Origin of the sequence: Serratia sp. MYb239 (assembly GCF_002966855.1) — a bacterium.
In the GTDB taxonomy this organism is placed as follows: Bacteria; Pseudomonadota; Gammaproteobacteria; order Enterobacterales; family Enterobacteriaceae; genus Serratia_B; species Serratia_B rhizosphaerae.
Map to the genome: position 1 here is coordinate 1216778 of NZ_CP023268.1, position 19199 is coordinate 1235976.

Sequence of the window (19199 nt, forward strand, 5' to 3'; positions counted from 1 at the left end):
AAATGAAACTGCCAGTCAGAGAGTTTGATGCAGTTGTTATCGGTGCTGGTGGCGCAGGTATGCGCGCGGCGCTGCAAATTTCCCAGTCGGGCTCAACCTGTGCCCTGCTGTCCAAAGTTTTCCCGACCCGTTCCCATACCGTGTCCGCACAGGGCGGCATCACCGTCGCGCTGGGCAACAGCCACGAAGATAACTGGGAATGGCATATGTACGATACCGTCAAGGGTTCCGACTATATCGGCGACCAGGACGCTATCGAATACATGTGTAAAACCGGCCCGGAAGCGATTCTGGAGTTGGAACACATGGGCCTGCCGTTCTCCCGTCTGGACGACGGCCGTATTTATCAGCGCCCGTTCGGCGGCCAGTCGAAAGAGTTCGGCGGCGAGCAGGCGGCGCGCACCGCGGCGGCGGCTGACCGTACCGGCCACGCCCTGCTGCACACCCTGTATCAGCAGAACCTGAGAAACCATACCACTATCTTCTCCGAGTGGTACGCGCTGGATCTGGTGAAAAACCAGGACGGCGCCGTGGTCGGCACCACCGCCATCTGCATCGAAACCGGTGAAGTGGTGTACTTCAAAGCCAAAGCGACCATTCTGGCCACCGGCGGCGCAGGCCGTATTTACCAGTCCACCACCAACGCTCACATTAATACCGGTGACGGCGTCGGCATGGCGATCCGCGCCGGCGTACCGGTGCAGGATATGGAAATGTGGCAGTTCCACCCGACCGGCATCGCCGGTGCCGGGGTTCTGGTGACCGAAGGCTGCCGCGGCGAGGGCGGTTACCTGCTGAATAAACACGGCGAGCGCTTTATGGAGCGTTATGCGCCGAACGCCAAAGATCTGGCGGGCCGCGACGTGGTTGCGCGCTCGATCATGATTGAAATCCGCGAAGGCCGCGGCTGCGACGGTCCGTGGGGCCCGCACGCCAAGCTGAAGCTGGACCACCTGGGCAAAGACGTGCTGGAATCCCGCCTGCCGGGCATCCTGGAGCTGTCGCGCACCTTTGCGCACGTCGACCCGGTGAAAGAGCCTATTCCGGTTATCCCGACCTGCCACTACATGATGGGCGGCATCCCGACCAAAGTGAGCGGTCAGGCGCTGACCGTCAACGAGAAAGGCGAAGACGTCGTCATTCCCGGCCTGTTTGCCGTTGGCGAAATCGCCTGCGTATCGGTGCACGGCGCCAACCGTCTGGGCGGCAACTCGCTGCTTGACCTGGTGGTGTTCGGCCGTTCCGCCGGCATGCATCTGCAGGAGTCTCTGGAAGAGCAGGGCGCAAGCCGCGACGCCAGCGAATCCGACGTGGAAGCGTCGCTGGATCGCCTGAACCGCTGGAACAACACCCGTTCCGGCGAAGATCCGGTAGAGATCCGCAAGGCGCTGCAGGCCTGTATGCAACACAACTTCTCGGTGTTCCGTGAAGGTGATGCGATGGCGAAGGGTCTGGAAGAACTGAAAGTCATTCGTGAACGTCTGAAGAACGCACGCCTGGACGATACCTCCCGCGAGTTCAACACCCAGCGCATCGAATGCCTGGAATTGGACAACCTGATGGAGACCGCGTATTCCACCGCCGTGTCGGCCAACTTCCGTACCGAGAGCCGTGGCGCACACAGCCGCTTCGACTACCCGGAACGTGATGACGCCAACTGGCTGTGCCATTCGCTGTATCTGCCGCAATCGGAAAGCATGGCGCGTCGTGAAGTGAACATGCAACCGAAACTGCGCCCGGCATTCCCGCCAAAAGTGCGTTCTTACTAATTCGCGGAGATCGATGGATGAAACTCGAATTCTCAATATATCGCTATAACCCGGATGTCGACGACGCTCCGCACATGCAGGACTACACGCTTGAGGCGGAAGAAGGTCGCGATATGATGTTGCTGGATGCGTTGATCCAACTGAAAGAGAAGGATCCGACGCTGTCGTTCCGCCGCTCATGCCGTGAGGGCGTGTGCGGTTCCGACGGCCTGAACATGAACGGCAAAAACGGCCTGGCCTGCATCACCCCGATTTCGTCGCTGCGCAAGGGCAGCGGCAAAATCGTCATTCGTCCATTGCCGGGTCTGCCGGTGGTGCGCGACCTGGTGGTGGATATGGGGCAGTTCTATACCCAGTATGAAAAAATCCGGCCTTACCTGCTCAACGACGGCAAAAATCCGCCGGCGCGCGAGCACCTGCAGTCGCCGGACGAGCGCGCCAAACTGGACGGCCTGTATGAGTGCATTCTGTGCGCCTGCTGTTCGACCTCTTGCCCGTCGTTCTGGTGGAACCCGGACAAATTCATCGGCCCGGCCGGCCTGCTGGCGGCATATCGTTTCCTGATCGACAGCCGTGACACCGAAACGGCAGAACGTTTAGACGATCTGGACGACGCTTTCAGTGTTTTCCGCTGCCATAGCATCATGAATTGTGTCAGTGTATGTCCTAAAGGCTTGAACCCGACCCGCGCTATCGGGCATATCAAGTCGATGCTGCTGCAACGCAGCGCATAACAGGCAAGTGATATCGCGCCGGAGCCGTTGGCCCGGCGCAATATTGGCAGGAAGCCTCTAAAAACTGACCCGTGACTGCGGCAACATGCAGTCAGGTTCCTCCCGCCGGTTTTTAGAGGTTCCTTGTAAGGGACCGCAAGGTCCAAACAGAACGTAAACAATCCCCGAGTGCCGGCGCTTGCGCCGTAACGAGGGAAGATACGTCGAGTGAACCGTTTTACGGCAAACCGTTTTAATCACGGTAATTATGTTAACCACGGCGAAAACTGAAGCTTTAAAGCTTAAGGGATCATAATGCAGAACGGCGCAATGAAGGCCTGGCTGGATTCCTCCTATCTGGCGGGCGCGAACCAGTCTTACATAGAGCAGCTCTATGAAGACTACCTAACCGATCCGGGCTCTGTCGAAGATAGCTGGCGTTCCATTTTCCAACAGCTCCCAACCGCGGGTGTCAAACCCGATCAACTTCACTCCCAAACTCGTGAATACTTCCGCCGTCTGGCGAAAGATTCTGCGCGTTACAACGGCAGCATCAACGATCCGGACACCGATGCCAAACAGGTGAAGGTCCTGCAGCTGATTAACGCCTTCCGCTTCCGCGGACATCAGCATGCCAACCTTGACCCGCTTGGCCTGTGGAAACAGGACGCAGTCCCTGACCTCGATCCTGCTTACCACAACCTGACCGAAGCCGACTTCCAGGAAACCTTCAACGTGGGTTCTTTCGCCATTGGCAAAGACACCATGAAGCTGGCGGATCTGTATGAAGCGCTGAAGCAGACTTACTGCGGCTCTATCGGCGCGGAATACATGCATATCACCAATACCGAAGAAAAACGCTGGATCCAGCAGCGTATCGAATCGGTGGTTGGCCATGCCAATTTCAGCAGCGATGAGAAACGCCGTTTCCTGAACGAGCTGACCGCTGCGGAAGGCCTGGAACGTTACCTGGGCGCTAAGTTCCCGGGGGCGAAGCGCTTCTCCCTCGAAGGCGGGGACGCGCTGGTGCCGATGCTGAAAGAGATGGTGCGTCACGCCGGCAAGAACGGCACGCGCGAAGTGGTGCTGGGCATGGCTCACCGCGGCCGTCTGAACGTGCTGATCAACGTGCTGGGTAAAAAACCGGCCGACCTGTTCGACGAGTTCGCCGGTAAGCATAAAGAACACCTCGGCACCGGTGACGTGAAATACCACCAGGGCTTCTCGTCCGACGTGGAAACCGAAGGCGGCATGGTTCACCTGGCGCTGGCGTTTAACCCGTCGCACCTGGAGATCGTCAGCCCGGTGGTCATGGGCTCCGTACGCGCCCGTCGCGATCGTCTGGATGAAGCGCGCAGCAACATGGTGCTGCCGATCACCATTCACGGCGACGCCGCGATTACCGGCCAGGGCGTGGTGCAGGAAACCCTGAACATGTCTCAGGCGCGCGGCTATGAAGTGGGCGGTACGGTGCGTATCGTCATCAACAACCAGATTGGTTTCACCACCTCCAATCCGCAGGATGCGCGCTCCACCCAGTACTGTACCGATATCGCCAAGATGGTGCAGTCGCCGATTTTCCACGTTAATGCTGACGATCCGGAAGCGGTGGCGTTTGTTACCCGTCTGGCGTTGGATTTCCGTAACACCTTTAAACGCGACGTCATGATCGATCTGGTTTGCTATCGTCGTCATGGGCACAACGAGGCCGATGAGCCGAGCGCAACCCAGCCGCTGATGTATCAGAAGATCAAGAAACACCCGACGCCGCGTAAAATCTATGCCGACGTGCTGACCGAACAGAAAGTCGCGACGCTGGAAGATGCCACGGAAATGGTCAATCTGTATCGCGATGCGCTGGACCGCGGCGAGTGCGTGGTGGAAGAGTGGCGTCCGATGAATCTGCACTCCTTCACCTGGTCGCCGTATCTGAACCACGAGTGGGATGAAGAATACCCGAGCAAGGTTGAAACCAAGCGTCTGCAGGATCTGGCAAAACGTATCAGCAGCGCGCCGGAATCGGTAGAGATGCAGTCGCGCGTGGCGAAAATCTACGCCGATCGCGCTGAAATGGCGGCGGGTAACAAGCCGTTTGACTGGGGCGCGGCGGAAACGCTGGCCTACGCGACGATGGTCGATGAAGGCATTCCAATTCGTCTGTCGGGCGAAGATGCCGGCCGCGGCACCTTCTTCCACCGTCACGCGGTGGTGCACAACCAGAAAGACGGCTCTTCTTATGTGCCGCTGTCTAACGTGCACGCCGGCCAGGGCGAGTTCAAAGTCTGGGACTCCGTACTGTCTGAAGAGGCGGTGCTGGCGTTCGAATACGGCTACGCCACGGCAGAACCACGCACTCTGACCATCTGGGAAGCGCAGTTCGGCGACTTCGCCAACGGCGCTCAGGTGGTGATTGACCAGTTCATCAGCTCCGGCGAGCAGAAATGGGGCCGTATGTGCGGCCTGGTGATGCTGCTGCCGCACGGCTATGAAGGCCAGGGGCCGGAGCACTCCTCCGCGCGTCTGGAGCGTTATCTGCAGCTGTGCGCAGAACAGAATATGCAGGTCTGCATCCCGTCCACGCCGGCTCAGGTTTACCATATGCTGCGTCGTCAGGCGCTGCGCGGTATGCGCCGTCCGCTGGTGGTGATGTCGCCGAAGTCTCTGCTGCGTCACCCGTTGGCGATCTCTTCGCTGGATGAACTGGCGAACGGCACCTTCCTGCCGGCGATTGGTGAAATCGACGAGCTGGATCCGAAGGCGGTGAAACGCGTCGTGCTGTGCTCCGGCAAGGTGTACTACGACCTGCTGGAACAGCGTCGCAAAAATGGCCAGAAAGACGTCGCCATTGTCCGTATCGAACAGCTGTATCCGTTCCCGCACCAGGCGGTGCAGGCGGTACTGGAGCAGTATTCGCACGTCCATGACTTCGTCTGGTGTCAGGAAGAGCCGCTGAACCAGGGCGCCTGGTACTGCAGCCAACACAATTTCCGTGAAGTGATTCCGTTCGGAGCCTCTTTACGTTACGCCGGACGTCCGGCCTCTGCTTCTCCGGCAGTGGGTTATATGTCCGTACACCAGAAGCAGCAGCAGGCTCTGGTTAATGATGCGCTGAATATTGATTAAAAATTTAAGGGAAAGCTAATGAGTAGCGTAGATATTCTGGTTCCTGACCTTCCTGAATCGGTTGCTGATGCGACGGTAGCGACCTGGCATAAAAAACCGGGCGACAGCGTCGAGCGTGACGAAGTTCTGGTGGAAATCGAAACCGATAAGGTGGTGCTGGAAGTGCCGGCCAGTGAAGCGGGCGTGCTTGACGCCATCGTGGAAGAAGAAGGCGCCACCGTGCTTTCTCGCCAGATCCTGGGCCGTATCCGTCCGGGCGCCAGCGGCGACAAACCGGCAGCAGAACCGGCTAAAGCGGCGGAAGCCGCTCCGGCAGCGCAGGCTGCTCCAGCCGCTGCGGCAGAAGAAAGCAATGATGCTCTCAGCCCGGCGATTCGCCGTCTGATTGCCGAGCACGACCTGGACGCCAGCGCCATCAAAGGCAGCGGCGTCGGTGGCCGTATCACGCGTGAAGACGTGGAAGCTCACCTGGCGAACGGCGGCAAGAAAGCGGCCCCGGCCGCAGAAGCCGCGCCTCAGCCGGCGCTGAGCGCCCGTTCTGAGAAACGTGTGCCGATGACCCGTCTGCGCAAGCGCGTGGCCGAGCGTCTGCTGGAAGCGAAAAACAGCACCGCCATGTTGACGACCTTCAACGAAATCAACATGCAGCCGATTATGGATCTGCGTAAGCAGTACGGCGAAGCGTTCGAAAAACGTCACGGCGTGCGTCTGGGCTTCATGTCCTTCTACATCAAGGCAGTGGTAGAAGCGCTGAAGCGTTACCCGGAAGTGAACGCGTCTATCGACGGCGATGATGTGGTTTACCACAACTACTTCGATGTCAGCATCGCGGTATCCACGCCTCGCGGCCTGGTGACCCCGGTTCTGCGCGACGTAGACACCATGTCGATGGCTGAGATCGAGAAGAAAATCAAAGAGCTGGCGGTCAAAGGCCGTGACGGCAAATTGAAAGTGGAAGAACTGACCGGCGGTAACTTCACCATCACCAACGGCGGCGTCTTCGGTTCTCTGATGTCTACGCCGATCATCAACCCACCGCAGAGCGCCATCCTGGGCATGCACGCCATCAAGGATCGTCCGATGGCGGTCAATGGCCAGGTTGTGATTCAGCCAATGATGTATCTGGCGCTTTCTTATGACCACCGCCTGATCGACGGCAAAGAGTCCGTGGGTTATCTGGTGACGGTGAAAGAAATGCTGGAAGATCCGGCTCGTCTGCTGCTGGACGTGTAGTAACCCTTGCCTGGGCGCGGCTTGCCGCGCCCACACTCTGTGCTATGTGGCCGTTCCGTCATGCTCGCCTTTGCGTCCGTGACCCGGCTAAAACTTCAGACTTGAATGGATAGAACATCATGAATTTACACGAATATCAGGCAAAACAGTTGTTTGCTCGGTATGGTATGCCGGCACCAACCGGTTATGCCTGTACTACACCGCGTGAAGCAGAAGAAGCCGCATCCAAAATCGGCGCCGGTCCGTGGGTAGTTAAATGTCAGGTTCATGCTGGCGGCCGCGGCAAAGCCGGCGGCGTTAAAGTGGTAAACAGCAAAGAAGATATCCGCGCTTTCGCTGAAGCCTGGCTGGGCAAGCGTCTGGTGACCTACCAGACTGACGCGCTGGGCCAGCCGGTTCACCAGATCCTGGTTGAAGCCGCTACCGATATCGACAAGGAACTGTACCTGGGCGCGGTAGTTGACCGCGGCACCCGTCGCATCGTGTTCATGGCGTCTACCGAAGGCGGCGTGGAAATCGAGAAAGTGGCGGAAGAGACCCCGGAACTGATCCACAAAACCACCATCGATCCGCTGGCGGGCCCGCAGCCTTACCAGGGCCGTGAGTTGGCGTTCAAACTGGGCCTGACCGGCAAACAGGTCAGCCAGTTCGCCAAAATCTTCATGGGTCTGGCGACCCTGTTCCTGGAGCGTGACCTGGCAATGGTTGAGATCAACCCGCTGGTGATCACCAAGCAGGGCGACCTGGTGTGCCTGGACGGCAAACTGGGCGCGGACGGCAACGCACTGTTCCGTCAGCCGGAACTACGTGAAATGCGCGACCTGTCTCAGGAAGATGAGCGTGAATCACGTGCGGCGCAGTGGGAACTGAACTACGTGGCGCTGGATGGCAACATCGGCTGCATGGTTAACGGCGCAGGTCTGGCGATGGGCACCATGGACATCGTGAAACTGCACGGCGGCGAACCGGCCAACTTCCTGGACGTGGGCGGCGGCGCAACCAAAGAGCGCGTGACCGAAGCGTTTAAAATCATCCTGTCCGACGACAAGGTGAAAGCGGTTCTGGTGAACATTTTCGGTGGTATCGTGCGTTGCGACCTGATCGCCGACGGTATCATTGGCGCAGTGGCCGAAGTGGGCGTTAATGTCCCGGTGGTGGTGCGTCTGGAAGGTAACAATGCCGAACTGGGCGCCAAGAAACTGGCGGACAGCGGTCTGAATATCATTGCTGCGACCAGCCTGACTGATGCGGCTCAGCAAGTTGTTGCGGCAGTGGAGGGTAAATAATGTCCATTTTAATCGATAAAAACACCAAAGTAATCTGCCAGGGCTTCACCGGTAGCCAGGGGACCTTCCACTCCGAGCAGGCTATCGCTTACGGTACCAAAATGGTCGGCGGCGTAACCCCGGGCAAGGGCGGTACTCAGCATCTGGGCCTGCCGGTCTTCAACACCGTGCGTGAAGCGGTAGAAGCCACCGGTGCGACCGCGTCCGTTATCTACGTGCCGGCGCCGTTCTGTAAAGATTCTATCCTGGAAGCCATTGATGCAGGCATCAAGCTGATCATCACCATCACCGAAGGTATCCCGACGCTGGATATGCTGACGGTGAAAGTGAAGCTGGACGAAGCCGGCGTGCGCATGATCGGGCCAAACTGCCCGGGCGTGATCACCCCAGGCGAATGCAAAATCGGCATCATGCCGGGCCATATCCACCTGCCAGGCAAAGTCGGCATCGTTTCCCGCTCCGGCACCCTGACCTATGAAGCGGTAAAACAGACTACCGATGCCGGTCTGGGCCAGTCTACCTGTGTGGGTATCGGCGGCGACCCGATTCCTGGCTCCAACTTTATCGACATCCTGAAAATGTTCCAGGAAGATCCGCAGACTGAAGCGATTGTGATGATCGGCGAGATCGGCGGCAGCGCGGAAGAAGAAGCGGCCGCGTATATCAAGGATCATGTGACCAAGCCTGTTGTGGGCTACATTGCCGGCGTTACCGCGCCGAAAGGCAAGCGCATGGGCCATGCCGGTGCGATCATCGCCGGTGGTAAAGGCACCGCGGATGAGAAATTTGCCGCGCTGGAAGCTGCCGGTGTGAAGACCGTGCGTAGCCTGGCGGACATCGGCGATGCAGTAAAAGCGGTTCTGAAGCGCTAATCTGCCACCGAATTATAATATCTCGACATGTTTGGCCGCCTTTATGGCGGCCTTTTTTATTGTTAGACAGGTTAAAACCGTAGAATCTGCGATCAATGTCTCAATTTAGTCTATGATTAATTAACGAAAGCACAATGGATAACGAAACTCACTGCTACACTTTTAATGGAAATAAAAGGTTAATATAAATCGCAATATAATAGCCAAAAAATACAATAAGCCCCTTTACGGGCTACATTTGTTTAACACAAAAATATCAATAAAAAACAATTAAACCATTGCGTAACATACCCCCAAGAAAAATATGCGAAATCGTGTGATGAATCTGGAAATAAAGTTCAGATAGGCTTAAATTGTCCCAGATCAAATTAAAGGTGTGTACTCCTTTTGGTTAGCTTTTGACCTGTAACCAAAAGTCCAACCCGCGTCACGTAAAATACTATTTATTGTGTGGGTTTAGGCGAGTATCATCATACTGTCACTATGAACCGTTGATCTTGTTGTATTTGTTGCCCATCGTCGGTTTTCAACATACGGTTGAAAGCAGAGTCATGGGTTCGAACTTGTTGTTTTTTATGGCATTCACTGCGGGGCGTTATTGTTTACTGCGTCATCGGGCGTAAGAGCAATAACCGCAATTCGGAGTCTTCCTGCGAGGAGCAAGGAGTCAAGATGTTTGATATTGTCGAACTGTCGCGCTTACAGTTTGCTTTAACGGCGATGTACCACTTCCTATTTGTCCCATTAACGCTTGGCATGGCGTTTCTGTTGGCAATTATGGAAACGGTATATGTGCTGTCTGGCAAACAAATCTATAAAGATATGACCAAATTCTGGGGCAAGTTATTTGCAATAAACTTTGCCTTGGGTGTGGCCACCGGTTTGACCATGGAGTTCCAGTTCGGGACCAACTGGTCATATTTCTCTCACTACGTCGGCGATATCTTCGGGGCCCCTCTGGCCATCGAGGGTCTGATGGCGTTCTTCCTTGAATCGACGCTGGTCGGCCTGTTCTTCTTCGGCTGGGATCGGCTGGGCAAGGTGCAGCACATGGCGGTCACCTGGTTCGTCGCCCTGGGCTCCAACCTGTCCGCGCTGTGGATCCTGGTCGCCAACGGCTGGATGCAGAACCCTATCGCTTCGGACTTCAACTTCGAAACCATGCGTATGGAGATGGTCAGCTTCTCGGAGCTGGTGCTGAACCCGGTCGCGCAGGTGAAGTTTGTTCACACCGTCGCCGCCGGTTACACCACCGGCGCCATGTTCGTGCTGGGCATCAGCGCTTACTATCTGTTGAAAGGCCGCGATGTGGCGTTCGCCAAACGCTCCTTCGCCATTGCCGCCAGTTTCGGCATGGCTGCGGTATTGTCCGTTATTGTGCTGGGTGATGAATCCGGTTATGAAATGGGCGACGTGCAGAAAACCAAGCTAGCCGCTATCGAAGCGGAGTGGGAAACGCAGCCTGCGCCGGCGGCCTTTACGCTGTTCGGCATCCCCAATCAGGACAAGCAGGAAAACGCCTTCTCCATTCAGATCCCGTATGCGTTGGGCCTGATTGCAACGCGCTCCGTCGATACCCAGGTCACCGGCCTGAAAGATCTGATGGCGCAGCATGAAGTGCGTATCCGCAATGGGATGAAAGCCTACCAACTGCTGGAAGAGCTGCGCGCCGGTAATACCGACCCTAACATCCGCGCCGAATTTGACAAGACCAAGCAGGATCTGGGCTACGGTCTGCTGCTGAAGCGCTATACCCCGAACGTCTCCGACGCGACGGAAGCGCAGATCGCGCAGGCAACCAAAGACTCCATTCCACGCGTTGCGCCGCTGTACTTCGCTTTCCGCATCATGGTGGCTTGCGGCGTGCTGATGCTGGCTATTATCGGCCTGTCTTTCCTGAGCGTGGTGCGCGGTCGCATCGGTCAGAAAAAATGGCTGCTGCGTGCGGCGCTGTACGGTATTCCTCTGCCATGGATTGCGGTAGAAGCGGGCTGGTTTGTGGCGGAGTACGGCCGTCAGCCGTGGGCCATCGGTGAGGTGCTGCCGACCGCAGTGGCGAACTCTTCCCTGACCGTCGGCGATCTGTTGTTCTCCATGGGGCTGATCTGCGGCTTGTACACCCTGTTCCTGGTGGCTGAAATGTACCTGATGTTCAAGTTTGCACGTCTGGGGCCAAGCAGCCTGAAAACCGGCCGCTACCACTTTGAACAACCGACTGCCTCCGTGCAGCAGGCGCGCTAAACAGGAGTCCACGTATGTTTGAGTATGAAGTACTGCGATTTATCTGGTGGGTGCTGGTTGGCGTACTGCTGATCGGTTTCGCCGTCACCGATGGCTTCGATATGGGCGTCGGCATCCTGGTGCGGCTGATCGGGAAAACCGATACCGAACGCCGCGTGATGATTAACTCTATCGCTCCGCACTGGGATGGTAACCAGGTGTGGCTGATCACTGCCGGCGGCGCGCTGTTTGCCGCCTGGCCGATGGTGTATGCCGCAGCGTTCTCCGGTTTCTACGTGGCGATGATCCTGGTGCTGGCGGCGTTGTTCTTCCGCCCGGTCGGTTTCGACTACCGCTCCAAACTGGAAAGTACGCGCTGGCGCAACATGTGGGACTGGGGCATTTTTGTGGGTTCCTTTGTGCCTGCGCTGGTGTTCGGCGTGGCATTCGGCAACCTGCTGCAGGGCGTGCCGTTCCACATCGATGAGTATCTGCGTCTGTTCTACACCGGCAACTTCTTCCAACTGCTGAATCCGTTCGGTCTGTTGGCGGGCGTGGTCAGTCTGACAATGCTGATTGCTCAGGGCGCCACTTACCTGCAGATGCGCACCACCGGCGAAATCCATCTGCGCTCCCGCACGGCGGCACAGATCTCGGCGCTGGTGATGGCGGTATGCTTCCTGCTGGCGGGTATCTGGCTGGTGAAAGGCATCGACGGTTACGTGATTACCTCGGCGCTGAATACCGCTGCGGAGTCCAACCCGCTGCGTAAAGAAGTGGCGCATCAGGCTGGTGCATGGTTGATTAACTTCAACAACCATCCGCTGCTGTGGGCGCTGCCGGCGCTGGGCGTGATTCTGCCGCTGTTTACCATCCTGTTCTCGCGGATGGAAAAGAGCGCGCTGGCGTTTGTCGCCTCATCGCTGACCATTGCCTGTGTGATTCTGACCGCCGGCGTGACCATGTTCCCGTTTGTGATGCCTTCCAGCACTAACCCGAGCATGAGTCTGACCATGTGGGATGCAACGTCCAGCCTGCTGACGCTGAAGGTGATGACCGTAGTGGCGATTATCTTCGTGCCTATCGTTCTGGCGTACACCAGCTGGTCGTACTACAAAATGTTTGGTCGCCTCGATAAGAACTTTATCGAAAACAACAAGCATTCGCTGTACTAAGGATAAGGAGCTAAATCATGTGGTATTTTGCCTGGATTCTCGGCACGCTTCTTGCCTGCGCTTTTGGCATTATTACGGCGCTGGCGCTTGAACAGAGCGAAAAAACGAAAGCACAGCAAGACGGTGAGTAATGAGTTCGTTAACCGATAAACTGTACGCCATCGCTGACAAGGGCCCGGTCCGGGTCCTTTCCCTGGTCTTTGCACTGGCGCTGGCCGGCTGCGTGTTCTGGGATCCGACGCGCTTCGCCGCGCGCACCAGTTCACTGGAGATCTGGCAGGGGCTGCTGCTGATTTGGGCGGTTTGCGCCGGCATGGTTCACGGTGTCGGTTTCCGGCCTCAGCGCATGCGCTGGCGGGCGTTTTTCGCGCCGCTGCCGGCGCTTGTCATCCTGGCGGCAGGATTACTTTACGTTTCTTTATAAACTGCTGTCATTCCTTTGATTATGGGCCCCTGCGGCCCATAATTATTTTCGTTCCCTCCTTGCAACCCATTCCCAACCCGATCTCACTTGCGTATAGTAACAGCGTTAAATTGCCTTGCTGGGAAGTAGAGTGAGTAATACGTTATTTCGATGGCCGGTACGCGTTTACTACGAAGATACCGATGCCAGTGGCGTGGTTTATCATGCCCGCTATGTCGCTTTTTTTGAAAGAGCGCGCACCGAAATGCTGCGTCAACATGACTTTCATCAACAGCAGCTGCTCAGCGAACATGTCGCTTTTGTGGTCCGGCGTATGACGGTGGATTACCTGTTGCCGGCGCGGCTCGATGAGCAGCTGGAAGTGCAGAGTGAAATCACCCAGCTGCGCGGGGCCTCTCTTACCTTTGCCCAACGCATAGTCAATTCAGACGGCGCGCTGCTGAGTCAGGCCGATGTGTTGATTGCATGCATTGATCCACACCAAATGAAGCCACGAGCGCTTCCTAAGTCTATTGTCGCGGAGTTTAAGCAGTGACTGACATGAACATCCTTGATCTATTCTTGAAGGCGAGCCTGCTGGTTAAGCTTATCATGTTGATTCTGATATGCTTTTCAGTGGCCTCTTGGGCAATCATCATCCAGCGCACCCGCATCCTGAATGCGGCGACGCGCGACGCCGAAGCCTTCGAAGACAAATTCTGGTCGGGCATTGAGTTGTCCCGCCTGTACCAGGAAAGCCAGGCGCGCCGTGACAGCCTGGCCGGTTCGGAGCAAATTTTCTACTCCGGTTTTAAAGAGTTCGCCCGTCTGCACCGTGCCAACAACCATGCGCCGGAAGCCGTGATTGACGGCGCGTCGCGTGCGATGCGCATTTCAATGAACCGCGAACTGGAAACGCTGGAAACCCATATCCCGTTCCTCGGCACCGTCGGCTCCATCAGCCCGTATATCGGCCTGTTCGGCACCGTGTGGGGGATTATGCACGCCTTTATCGCGCTGGGCGCGGTGAAGCAGGCAACCTTGCAGATGGTTGCGCCGGGGATCGCCGAAGCGCTGATCGCCACCGCCATCGGTCTGTTTGCCGCCATCCCGGCCGTGATGGCGTACAACCGCCTTAACCAGCGCGTGAACAAGCTTGAGCAGAATTACGACAACTTTATGGAAGAGTTCACCGCCATTCTGCATCGTCAGGCCTTCTCCAGCGACAGCAAATAAGTAGGGGGTTGTATGGCGAGAGTACGTGGCCGTAACCGTCGGGAGCTGAAGTCGGAAATCAATATCGTTCCGCTGCTGGACGTGTTGCTGGTGCTGTTGCTGATCTTTATGGCGACGGCGCCGATCATCACGCAGAGCGTGGAGGTCGATCTGCCGGACGCTACCGATTCCAAAACGGTGTCCAGCGATGATAACCCGCCGGTGATCCTGGAAGTCTCGGGCGTCGGGCAATACACCATCGTGGCCGATCATGACCGCATGGAACTGTTGCCGCCGGAACAGGTGGCGGCAGAGGCTAAATCGCGGCTGGCCGCCAACCCGAAAACCGTCTTTTTGATCGGTGGGGCGAAGGACGTGCCGTACGATGAGATTATCAAAGCGCTGAATATTCTGCATCAGGCGGGCGTCGCTTCCGTTGGGTTGATGACCCAGCCAATTTGAGCATAGGGCGATGGATAATCCGGCTCCTGTCCTGCGGGGCAGGTGTCTTATCCATACGCCCGTTTTTGGGAATCTATTTTGGTAAAGGCAACTGAGCAAAACGATAAGCTGAACCGCGCCGTTATTGTTTCGGTCGTTCTGCACATTGTATTGATTGCCCTGTTGATTTGGGGATCGCTGCACGAAAACGCCGAAATGAGCGCCGGCGGCGGCGGCGATGGCGCCGTGGTCGGCGCCGTGATGGTTGATCCGGGTGCGGTGGTGGAACAGTACAACCGGCAGCAACAGCAGAGCAACGACGCCCAGCGTGCGGAGAAGCAGCGGCAGAAAAAGGCGGAGCAACAGGCCGAAGAGCTGCAGCAGAAGCAGGCTGAAGAGCAGCAGCGCCTGAAGGCGCTGGAACAGGAACGTCTGACGGCGCAGGAAAAAGCGGCGGCAGAAAAAGCCGCACAGGCCGAGCAGAAAAAGGCGGCGGAAAGCGCGGCGGCGAAGGCCAGAGAGCAGCAGAAAGTGGCGGAGCAGGCCGCCGCCAAGGCGAAGGCCGAAGCGGACAAGATAGCCAAGGCGCAGGCGGACGCGAAGCAGAAAGCCGAAGCGGAAGCCAAGAAGCAGGCTGCTGCCGATGCTGCGGCGAAGAAAAAGGCGGAAGAGGCCAAGCGAGCGGCAGAAGCGAAAGCCGCAGCGGAAGCCGAGAAGAAAGCTGCCGCCGAAGCACAGAAAAAAGCTGCGGCCGAGAAAGCCGCCGCCGCCAAGAAAGCGGCGGAAGCCAAGAAGAAAGCCGCAGCGGAAGCCGCCAAGCAGTCGTCTGAGGTTGAAGACCTGTTCGGTGGCCTGGCGGACGGCAAGAATGCGCCGAAGAGCAGCGGCAAACAGCAGGGTGAAGGCAAGGCTGCCGGTAAAGGCAACGCCAAAACCGCCGGTGCCAGCGGCGCGGATATCAGCGGTTATATGGGGCAGATTCAGGCGGCGATCCAGAGCAAGTTCTATGACGCCAGCTCCTACGTTGGCAAGACCTGCGATCTGCGTATCAAGCTGGCGCCCGATGGTCTGCTGAGAAGTGTGGAGTCGGCCGGCGGCGATCCGGCGCTGTGCCAGGCGGCGGTTGCGGCAGCGCGCCAGGCGCGTATTCCTAAACCGCCGAGCGACGCCGTTTACCAGCACTTTAAGAATTCGACCCTTGAATTCAAGCCGCAATAACGGTGGAGTACGTGCGTAATCTTGCAAGGATGTACTAAGGTAACCAACAGGGATCATGTAGTTTTGTTTGCGTTGGTTTGTTAAAATTCTGCTAATTTATCGCAGGCATTCCGCCTGGATAAGGGAGATGAGATGAAGCAGGCATTTCGAGTAGCGCTAGGTTTTTTGATTCTGTGGGCCTCCGTGTTGCACGCGGAAGTTCGCATTGAAATCACCCAAGGGGTCGACTCCGCGCGGCCTATTGGCGTGGTGCCGTTTAAGTGGGCAGGTCCGGGCACGCCGCCGGAAGATATTGGCAAGGTTGTTGCGGCGGATTTACGCAACAGCGGCAAATTCAATCCGATCGACACTGCGCGTATGCCGCAGCAGCCGACCACCGCGTCTGAAGTGACGCCGGCGGCCTGGACTGCGCTGGGCATTGACGCCGTGGTGGTGGGCCAGGTTCAGCCAGGGGCGGACGGCAGCTATCTGATTTCTTATCAGCTGGTGGATACCTCCGGCGCGCCAGGCACCGTATTGGCGCAGAACCAGTATAAAGTGACCAAACAGTGGCTGCGTTATTCCGCGCATACCGCCAGCGACGAAGTGTTTGAGAAGCTGACCGGCATCAAGGGCGCCTTCCGTACGCGCATCGCCTACGTGGTGCAGACCAACGGCGGGAAATTCCCGTATGAGCTGCGCGTGTCCGACTATGACGGCTACAACCAGTTCGTGGTGCACCGTTCGCCAGAGCCGCTGATGTCGCCAAGCTGGTCGCCGGACGGCAGCAAGCTGGCGTATGTCACCTTTGAAAGCGGTCGTTCCGCACTGGTGGTGCAGACGCTGTCTAACGGCGCAGTGCGTCAGATTGCTTCTTACCCACGCCACAACGGCGCGCCGGCCTTCTCGCCGGATGGCAGCAAGCTGGCGTTTGCCCTGTCGAAAAGCGGCAGCCTGAACCTGTACGTGATGGATCTGAATTCCGGGCAGATGACCCAACTGACCAACGGCCGCAGCAACAATACTGAACCGGCCTGGTTCCCGGACGGTCAGTCGCTGGCGTTTACCTCCGATCAGGGCGGTCGCCCGCAGATCTATAAAATGAGCGCCAGCGGCGGTGCCGCGCAGCGTCTGACGTGGGAAGGCGCTCAGAATCAGGATTCTGAAGTCAGTGCAGACGGTAAATTCCTGGTGATGGTGACCACCAATAACGGTGTGCAGCACATCGCCAAACAAGATCTTGGATCGGGAGCCGTTCAAGTATTGACGGACACGTTCCTGGATGAAACGCCAAGTATCGCGCCAAACGGCACTATGGTGATCTATAGCTCCACGCAAGGTATGGGCTCTGTATTGCAGCTGGTATCGACCGATGGGCGTTTCAAAGCGCGTCTTCCGGCCACTGATGGACAGGTAAAATCGCCTGCCTGGTCGCCGTATCTGTGATGCATGTGTAAATATGTATGGCAAACTATAAAAGGATCAAAGAAATGCAACTGAACAAAGTGCTGAAAGGGCTTCTGCTGGCACTGCCAGTTCTGGCTGTAGCAGCTTGTAGTTCTAACAAAAGCGCCGATAACGATCAGTCTGGTATGGGCGCGAACGGCACTACCGGTATGGAAAGCGGCAGCAGCAACCTGTCTTCCGAAGAGCAAGCGCGTCTGCAGATGCAAGAACTGCAGAAAAACAACATCGTTTACTTCGGTCTGGACAAGTATGACATCTCTTCTGAGTTCGCTCAGATGCTGGATGCGCACGCGACTTTCCTGCGTAACAACCCATCTTACAAAGTGACCGTAGAAGGTCACGCGGATGAGCGCGGTACGCCGGAATACAACATCGCCCTGGGCGAGCGTCGTGCTAACGCCGTGAAAATGTACCTGCAAGGTAAAGGCGTTTCCGCTGACCAGATCTCTATCGTTTCTTACGGTAAAGAGAAACCAGCCGTACTGGGTCACGACCAAGCGGCTTACGCTAAAAACCGTCGTGCCGTTCTGGTTTACTAAGAGAATCGCATGAACAGTAACTTCAGACGTCATCTGTTGGGTCTGTCGTTGCTGGTTGGCGTAGCGGCCCCTTGGGCCGCTACTGCCCAAGCGCCAATCAGTAATGTCGGCTCCGGCTCGGTCGAAGACCGTGTCACCACGCTTGAGCGTATTGCCAATGCTCAGAGCCAGCTCTTGAACCAACTCCAGCAGCAAGCCTCCGACAACCAGCGTGATATCGATTCGCTCCGTGGTCAAATCCAGGAGAGTCAATATCAGCTCAATCAGGTCGTAGAGCGCCAAAAGCAAATCTATGATCAGATCGACAGCCTCGAGCAGGGCGGTGGTCAGAGCGCCTCTGCGCCGGCAGCGTCTGCTGCGGCAGGCGCGGGTAGTGCTGCGGCTTCTTCTGCAGCGCCTGCCAGTAAGGGCGATGAAAACAGCGATTACAACGCCGCTGTTTCGCTGGCGCTGGAGAAAAAGCAGTACGATCAGGCGATCCCAGCCTTTCAGAGCTTCGTAAAGCAGTATCCCAAGTCGACTTACCAGCCGAACGCCAACTACTGGCTGGGGCAGTTGTTTTACAACAAGGGTAAGAAAGACGATGCGGCCTACTATTTTGCGGTGGTGGTGAAAAATTACCCGAAATCGCCAAAGGCCTCTGACGCGATGTACAAGGTCGGTATCATCATGCAGGAAAAAGGGCAGGCTGATAAAGCCAAAGCCGTGTTCCAGCAGGTGGTTAAACAGTACCCGAACAGCAGCGCAGCCAAACAGGCGCAAAAGCGTATTGCTGGCTAATTTGGCAGAAAATAAGCCCAGAAGTTGGTCGATACGACCGATTTTTGGGCTTGATCGCATGAAGAACCAGCAGTTGAACCTGATGCGTAAAAATTTAGGTTGCGCTGCTGAGATAAAACAGTAATATATGCCGCCGTTGCCCAGACATCTCGCAAGATGTTAAAGCAGCAGGGAAATTGGGTCGTTAGCTCAGTTGGTAGAGCAGTTGACTTTTAATCAATTGGTCGCAGGTTCGAATCCTGCACGACCCACCAATTTCCAGAAGTAGTGCAGTAACCACTTTAGTGGGTGATTAGCTCAGTTGGTAGAGCATCTCCTTTACACGGAGGGGGTCGGCGGTTCGAGCCCGTCATCACCCACCACTGCAGTGGGTCGTTAGCTCAGTTGGTAGAGCAGTTGACTTTTAATCAATTGGTCGCAGGTTCGAATCCTGCACGACCCACCAATTTCTAAAGAATTGGTAGTAAAGTGGAATCGGACAGGATGAGAACCGTAAGGTTCGAGTCTCGCGGCAGCGAGACAACATCACGTAGTGATGGCCCGAAGGGCGAGGCGCAAGCCGAGTAATCCTGCACGACCCACCATTCTTAACGAATGGGTGAGCAGTAAAATGGGAATCACGCTTTATAGCGTTCAGCAGTACACCACGTCAGTGGGTCGTTAGCTCAGTTGGTAGAGCAGTTGACTTTTAATCAATTGGTCGCAGGTTCGAATCCTGCACGACCCACCATTTCTAGAAAGTATTCCCAATCTTAAATATCTCAGC

General features: G+C 56.7%; 17 protein-coding genes, 4 tRNA genes and 1 other RNA gene. All 22 read left to right on the plus strand.

Annotated features, from left to right (window positions below; translation table 11 throughout):
• The first annotated feature begins 2 nt into the window (after positions 1-2).
• Positions 3-1769 (plus strand): succinate dehydrogenase flavoprotein subunit, encoded by a 1767-nt coding sequence (gene sdhA / locus CLM71_RS05790; protein WP_105230154.1) that lies wholly within the window; start codon positions 3-5, stop codon positions 1767-1769.
• 17 nt (positions 1770-1786) lie between these two features.
• Positions 1787-2503 carry a succinate dehydrogenase iron-sulfur subunit gene (locus tag CLM71_RS05795; protein WP_105230155.1) on the plus strand — a complete coding sequence of 239 codons (717 nt, stop codon included), beginning with the start codon at positions 1787-1789 and terminating at the stop codon, positions 2501-2503.
• A gap of 294 nt (positions 2504-2797) precedes the next feature.
• On the plus strand, positions 2798-5605 hold the full coding sequence (sucA, locus tag CLM71_RS05800; RefSeq protein WP_105230156.1) for a 2-oxoglutarate dehydrogenase E1 component: 2808 nt from the start codon (positions 2798-2800) through the stop codon (positions 5603-5605).
• 18 nt (positions 5606-5623) lie between these two features.
• On the plus strand, positions 5624-6838 hold the full coding sequence (odhB, locus tag CLM71_RS05805; RefSeq protein WP_105230157.1) for a 2-oxoglutarate dehydrogenase complex dihydrolipoyllysine-residue succinyltransferase: 1215 nt from the start codon (positions 5624-5626) through the stop codon (positions 6836-6838).
• Between the two features lie 119 nt (positions 6839-6957).
• Positions 6958-8124: an ADP-forming succinate--CoA ligase subunit beta gene (sucC, locus tag CLM71_RS05810; RefSeq protein ID WP_105230158.1), complete on the plus strand. Its 1167-nt coding sequence runs from the start codon at positions 6958-6960 to the stop codon at positions 8122-8124.
• Positions 8124-8996, plus strand: coding sequence for a succinate--CoA ligase subunit alpha (sucD, locus tag CLM71_RS05815; protein ID WP_105230159.1), 873 nt, complete (start codon positions 8124-8126; stop codon positions 8994-8996). Before sucC ends, sucD begins: the two co-directional genes overlap by 1 nt.
• Before the next feature lie 672 nt (positions 8997-9668).
• Positions 9669-11237: a cytochrome ubiquinol oxidase subunit I gene (gene cydA, locus CLM71_RS05820; protein ID WP_105230160.1), complete on the plus strand. Its 1569-nt coding sequence runs from the start codon at positions 9669-9671 to the stop codon at positions 11235-11237.
• A 14-nt stretch (positions 11238-11251) separates the two neighbouring features.
• Positions 11252-12391: a cytochrome d ubiquinol oxidase subunit II gene (gene cydB / locus CLM71_RS05825; protein ID WP_105230161.1), complete on the plus strand. Its 1140-nt coding sequence runs from the start codon at positions 11252-11254 to the stop codon at positions 12389-12391.
• 17 nt (positions 12392-12408) lie between these two features.
• On the plus strand, positions 12409-12522 hold the full coding sequence (cydX, locus tag CLM71_RS05830) for a cytochrome bd-I oxidase subunit CydX (RefSeq protein WP_105230162.1): 114 nt from the start codon (positions 12409-12411) through the stop codon (positions 12520-12522).
• Positions 12522-12815, plus strand: coding sequence for a cyd operon protein YbgE (gene ybgE, locus CLM71_RS05835; RefSeq protein ID WP_105230163.1), 294 nt, complete (start codon positions 12522-12524; stop codon positions 12813-12815). The genes cydX and ybgE overlap by 1 nt, the downstream gene beginning before the upstream one ends.
• 130 nt (positions 12816-12945) lie before the next feature.
• Positions 12946-13350, plus strand: coding sequence for a tol-pal system-associated acyl-CoA thioesterase (ybgC, locus tag CLM71_RS05840; protein ID WP_041412013.1), 405 nt, complete (start codon positions 12946-12948; stop codon positions 13348-13350).
• On the plus strand, positions 13347-14030 hold the full coding sequence (gene tolQ, locus CLM71_RS05845) for a Tol-Pal system protein TolQ (protein WP_015671365.1): 684 nt from the start codon (positions 13347-13349) through the stop codon (positions 14028-14030). The genes ybgC and tolQ overlap by 4 nt, the downstream gene beginning before the upstream one ends.
• A gap of 12 nt (positions 14031-14042) precedes the next feature.
• Positions 14043-14471, plus strand: coding sequence for a colicin uptake protein TolR (tolR, locus tag CLM71_RS05850; protein ID WP_015671366.1), 429 nt, complete (start codon positions 14043-14045; stop codon positions 14469-14471).
• 78 nt (positions 14472-14549) lie between these two features.
• A complete protein-coding gene (tolA, locus tag CLM71_RS05855; RefSeq protein WP_105230164.1) occupies positions 14550-15668 on the plus strand; it encodes a cell envelope integrity protein TolA in 1119 nt (372 codons plus the stop codon).
• Positions 15669-15800: 132 nt separating this feature from the next.
• Positions 15801-17093 (plus strand): Tol-Pal system beta propeller repeat protein TolB, encoded by a 1293-nt coding sequence (gene tolB, locus CLM71_RS05860; protein ID WP_015671368.1) that lies wholly within the window; start codon positions 15801-15803, stop codon positions 17091-17093.
• Between the two features lie 44 nt (positions 17094-17137).
• Complete coding sequence (gene pal, locus CLM71_RS05865) at positions 17138-17653, plus strand: peptidoglycan-associated lipoprotein Pal (RefSeq protein ID WP_105230165.1); 516 nt, start codon at positions 17138-17140, stop codon at positions 17651-17653.
• 9 nt (positions 17654-17662) lie between these two features.
• Complete coding sequence (gene cpoB / locus CLM71_RS05870) at positions 17663-18433, plus strand: cell division protein CpoB (protein WP_105230166.1); 771 nt, start codon at positions 17663-17665, stop codon at positions 18431-18433.
• A gap of 178 nt (positions 18434-18611) precedes the next feature.
• Positions 18612-18687 (plus strand) — tRNA-Lys (locus CLM71_RS05875).
• Between the two features lie 32 nt (positions 18688-18719).
• Positions 18720-18795: transfer RNA gene (locus CLM71_RS05880), tRNA-Val, on the plus strand.
• 7 nt (positions 18796-18802) lie between these two features.
• Positions 18803-18878, plus strand: a tRNA-Lys gene (locus CLM71_RS05885).
• An 18-nt stretch (positions 18879-18896) separates the two neighbouring features.
• Positions 18897-19017, plus strand: a non-coding RNA gene (locus CLM71_RS05890) — RtT sRNA.
• 70 nt (positions 19018-19087) lie between these two features.
• Positions 19088-19163: transfer RNA gene (locus CLM71_RS05895), tRNA-Lys, on the plus strand.
• The last annotated feature ends 36 nt before the right edge of the window (positions 19164-19199 follow it).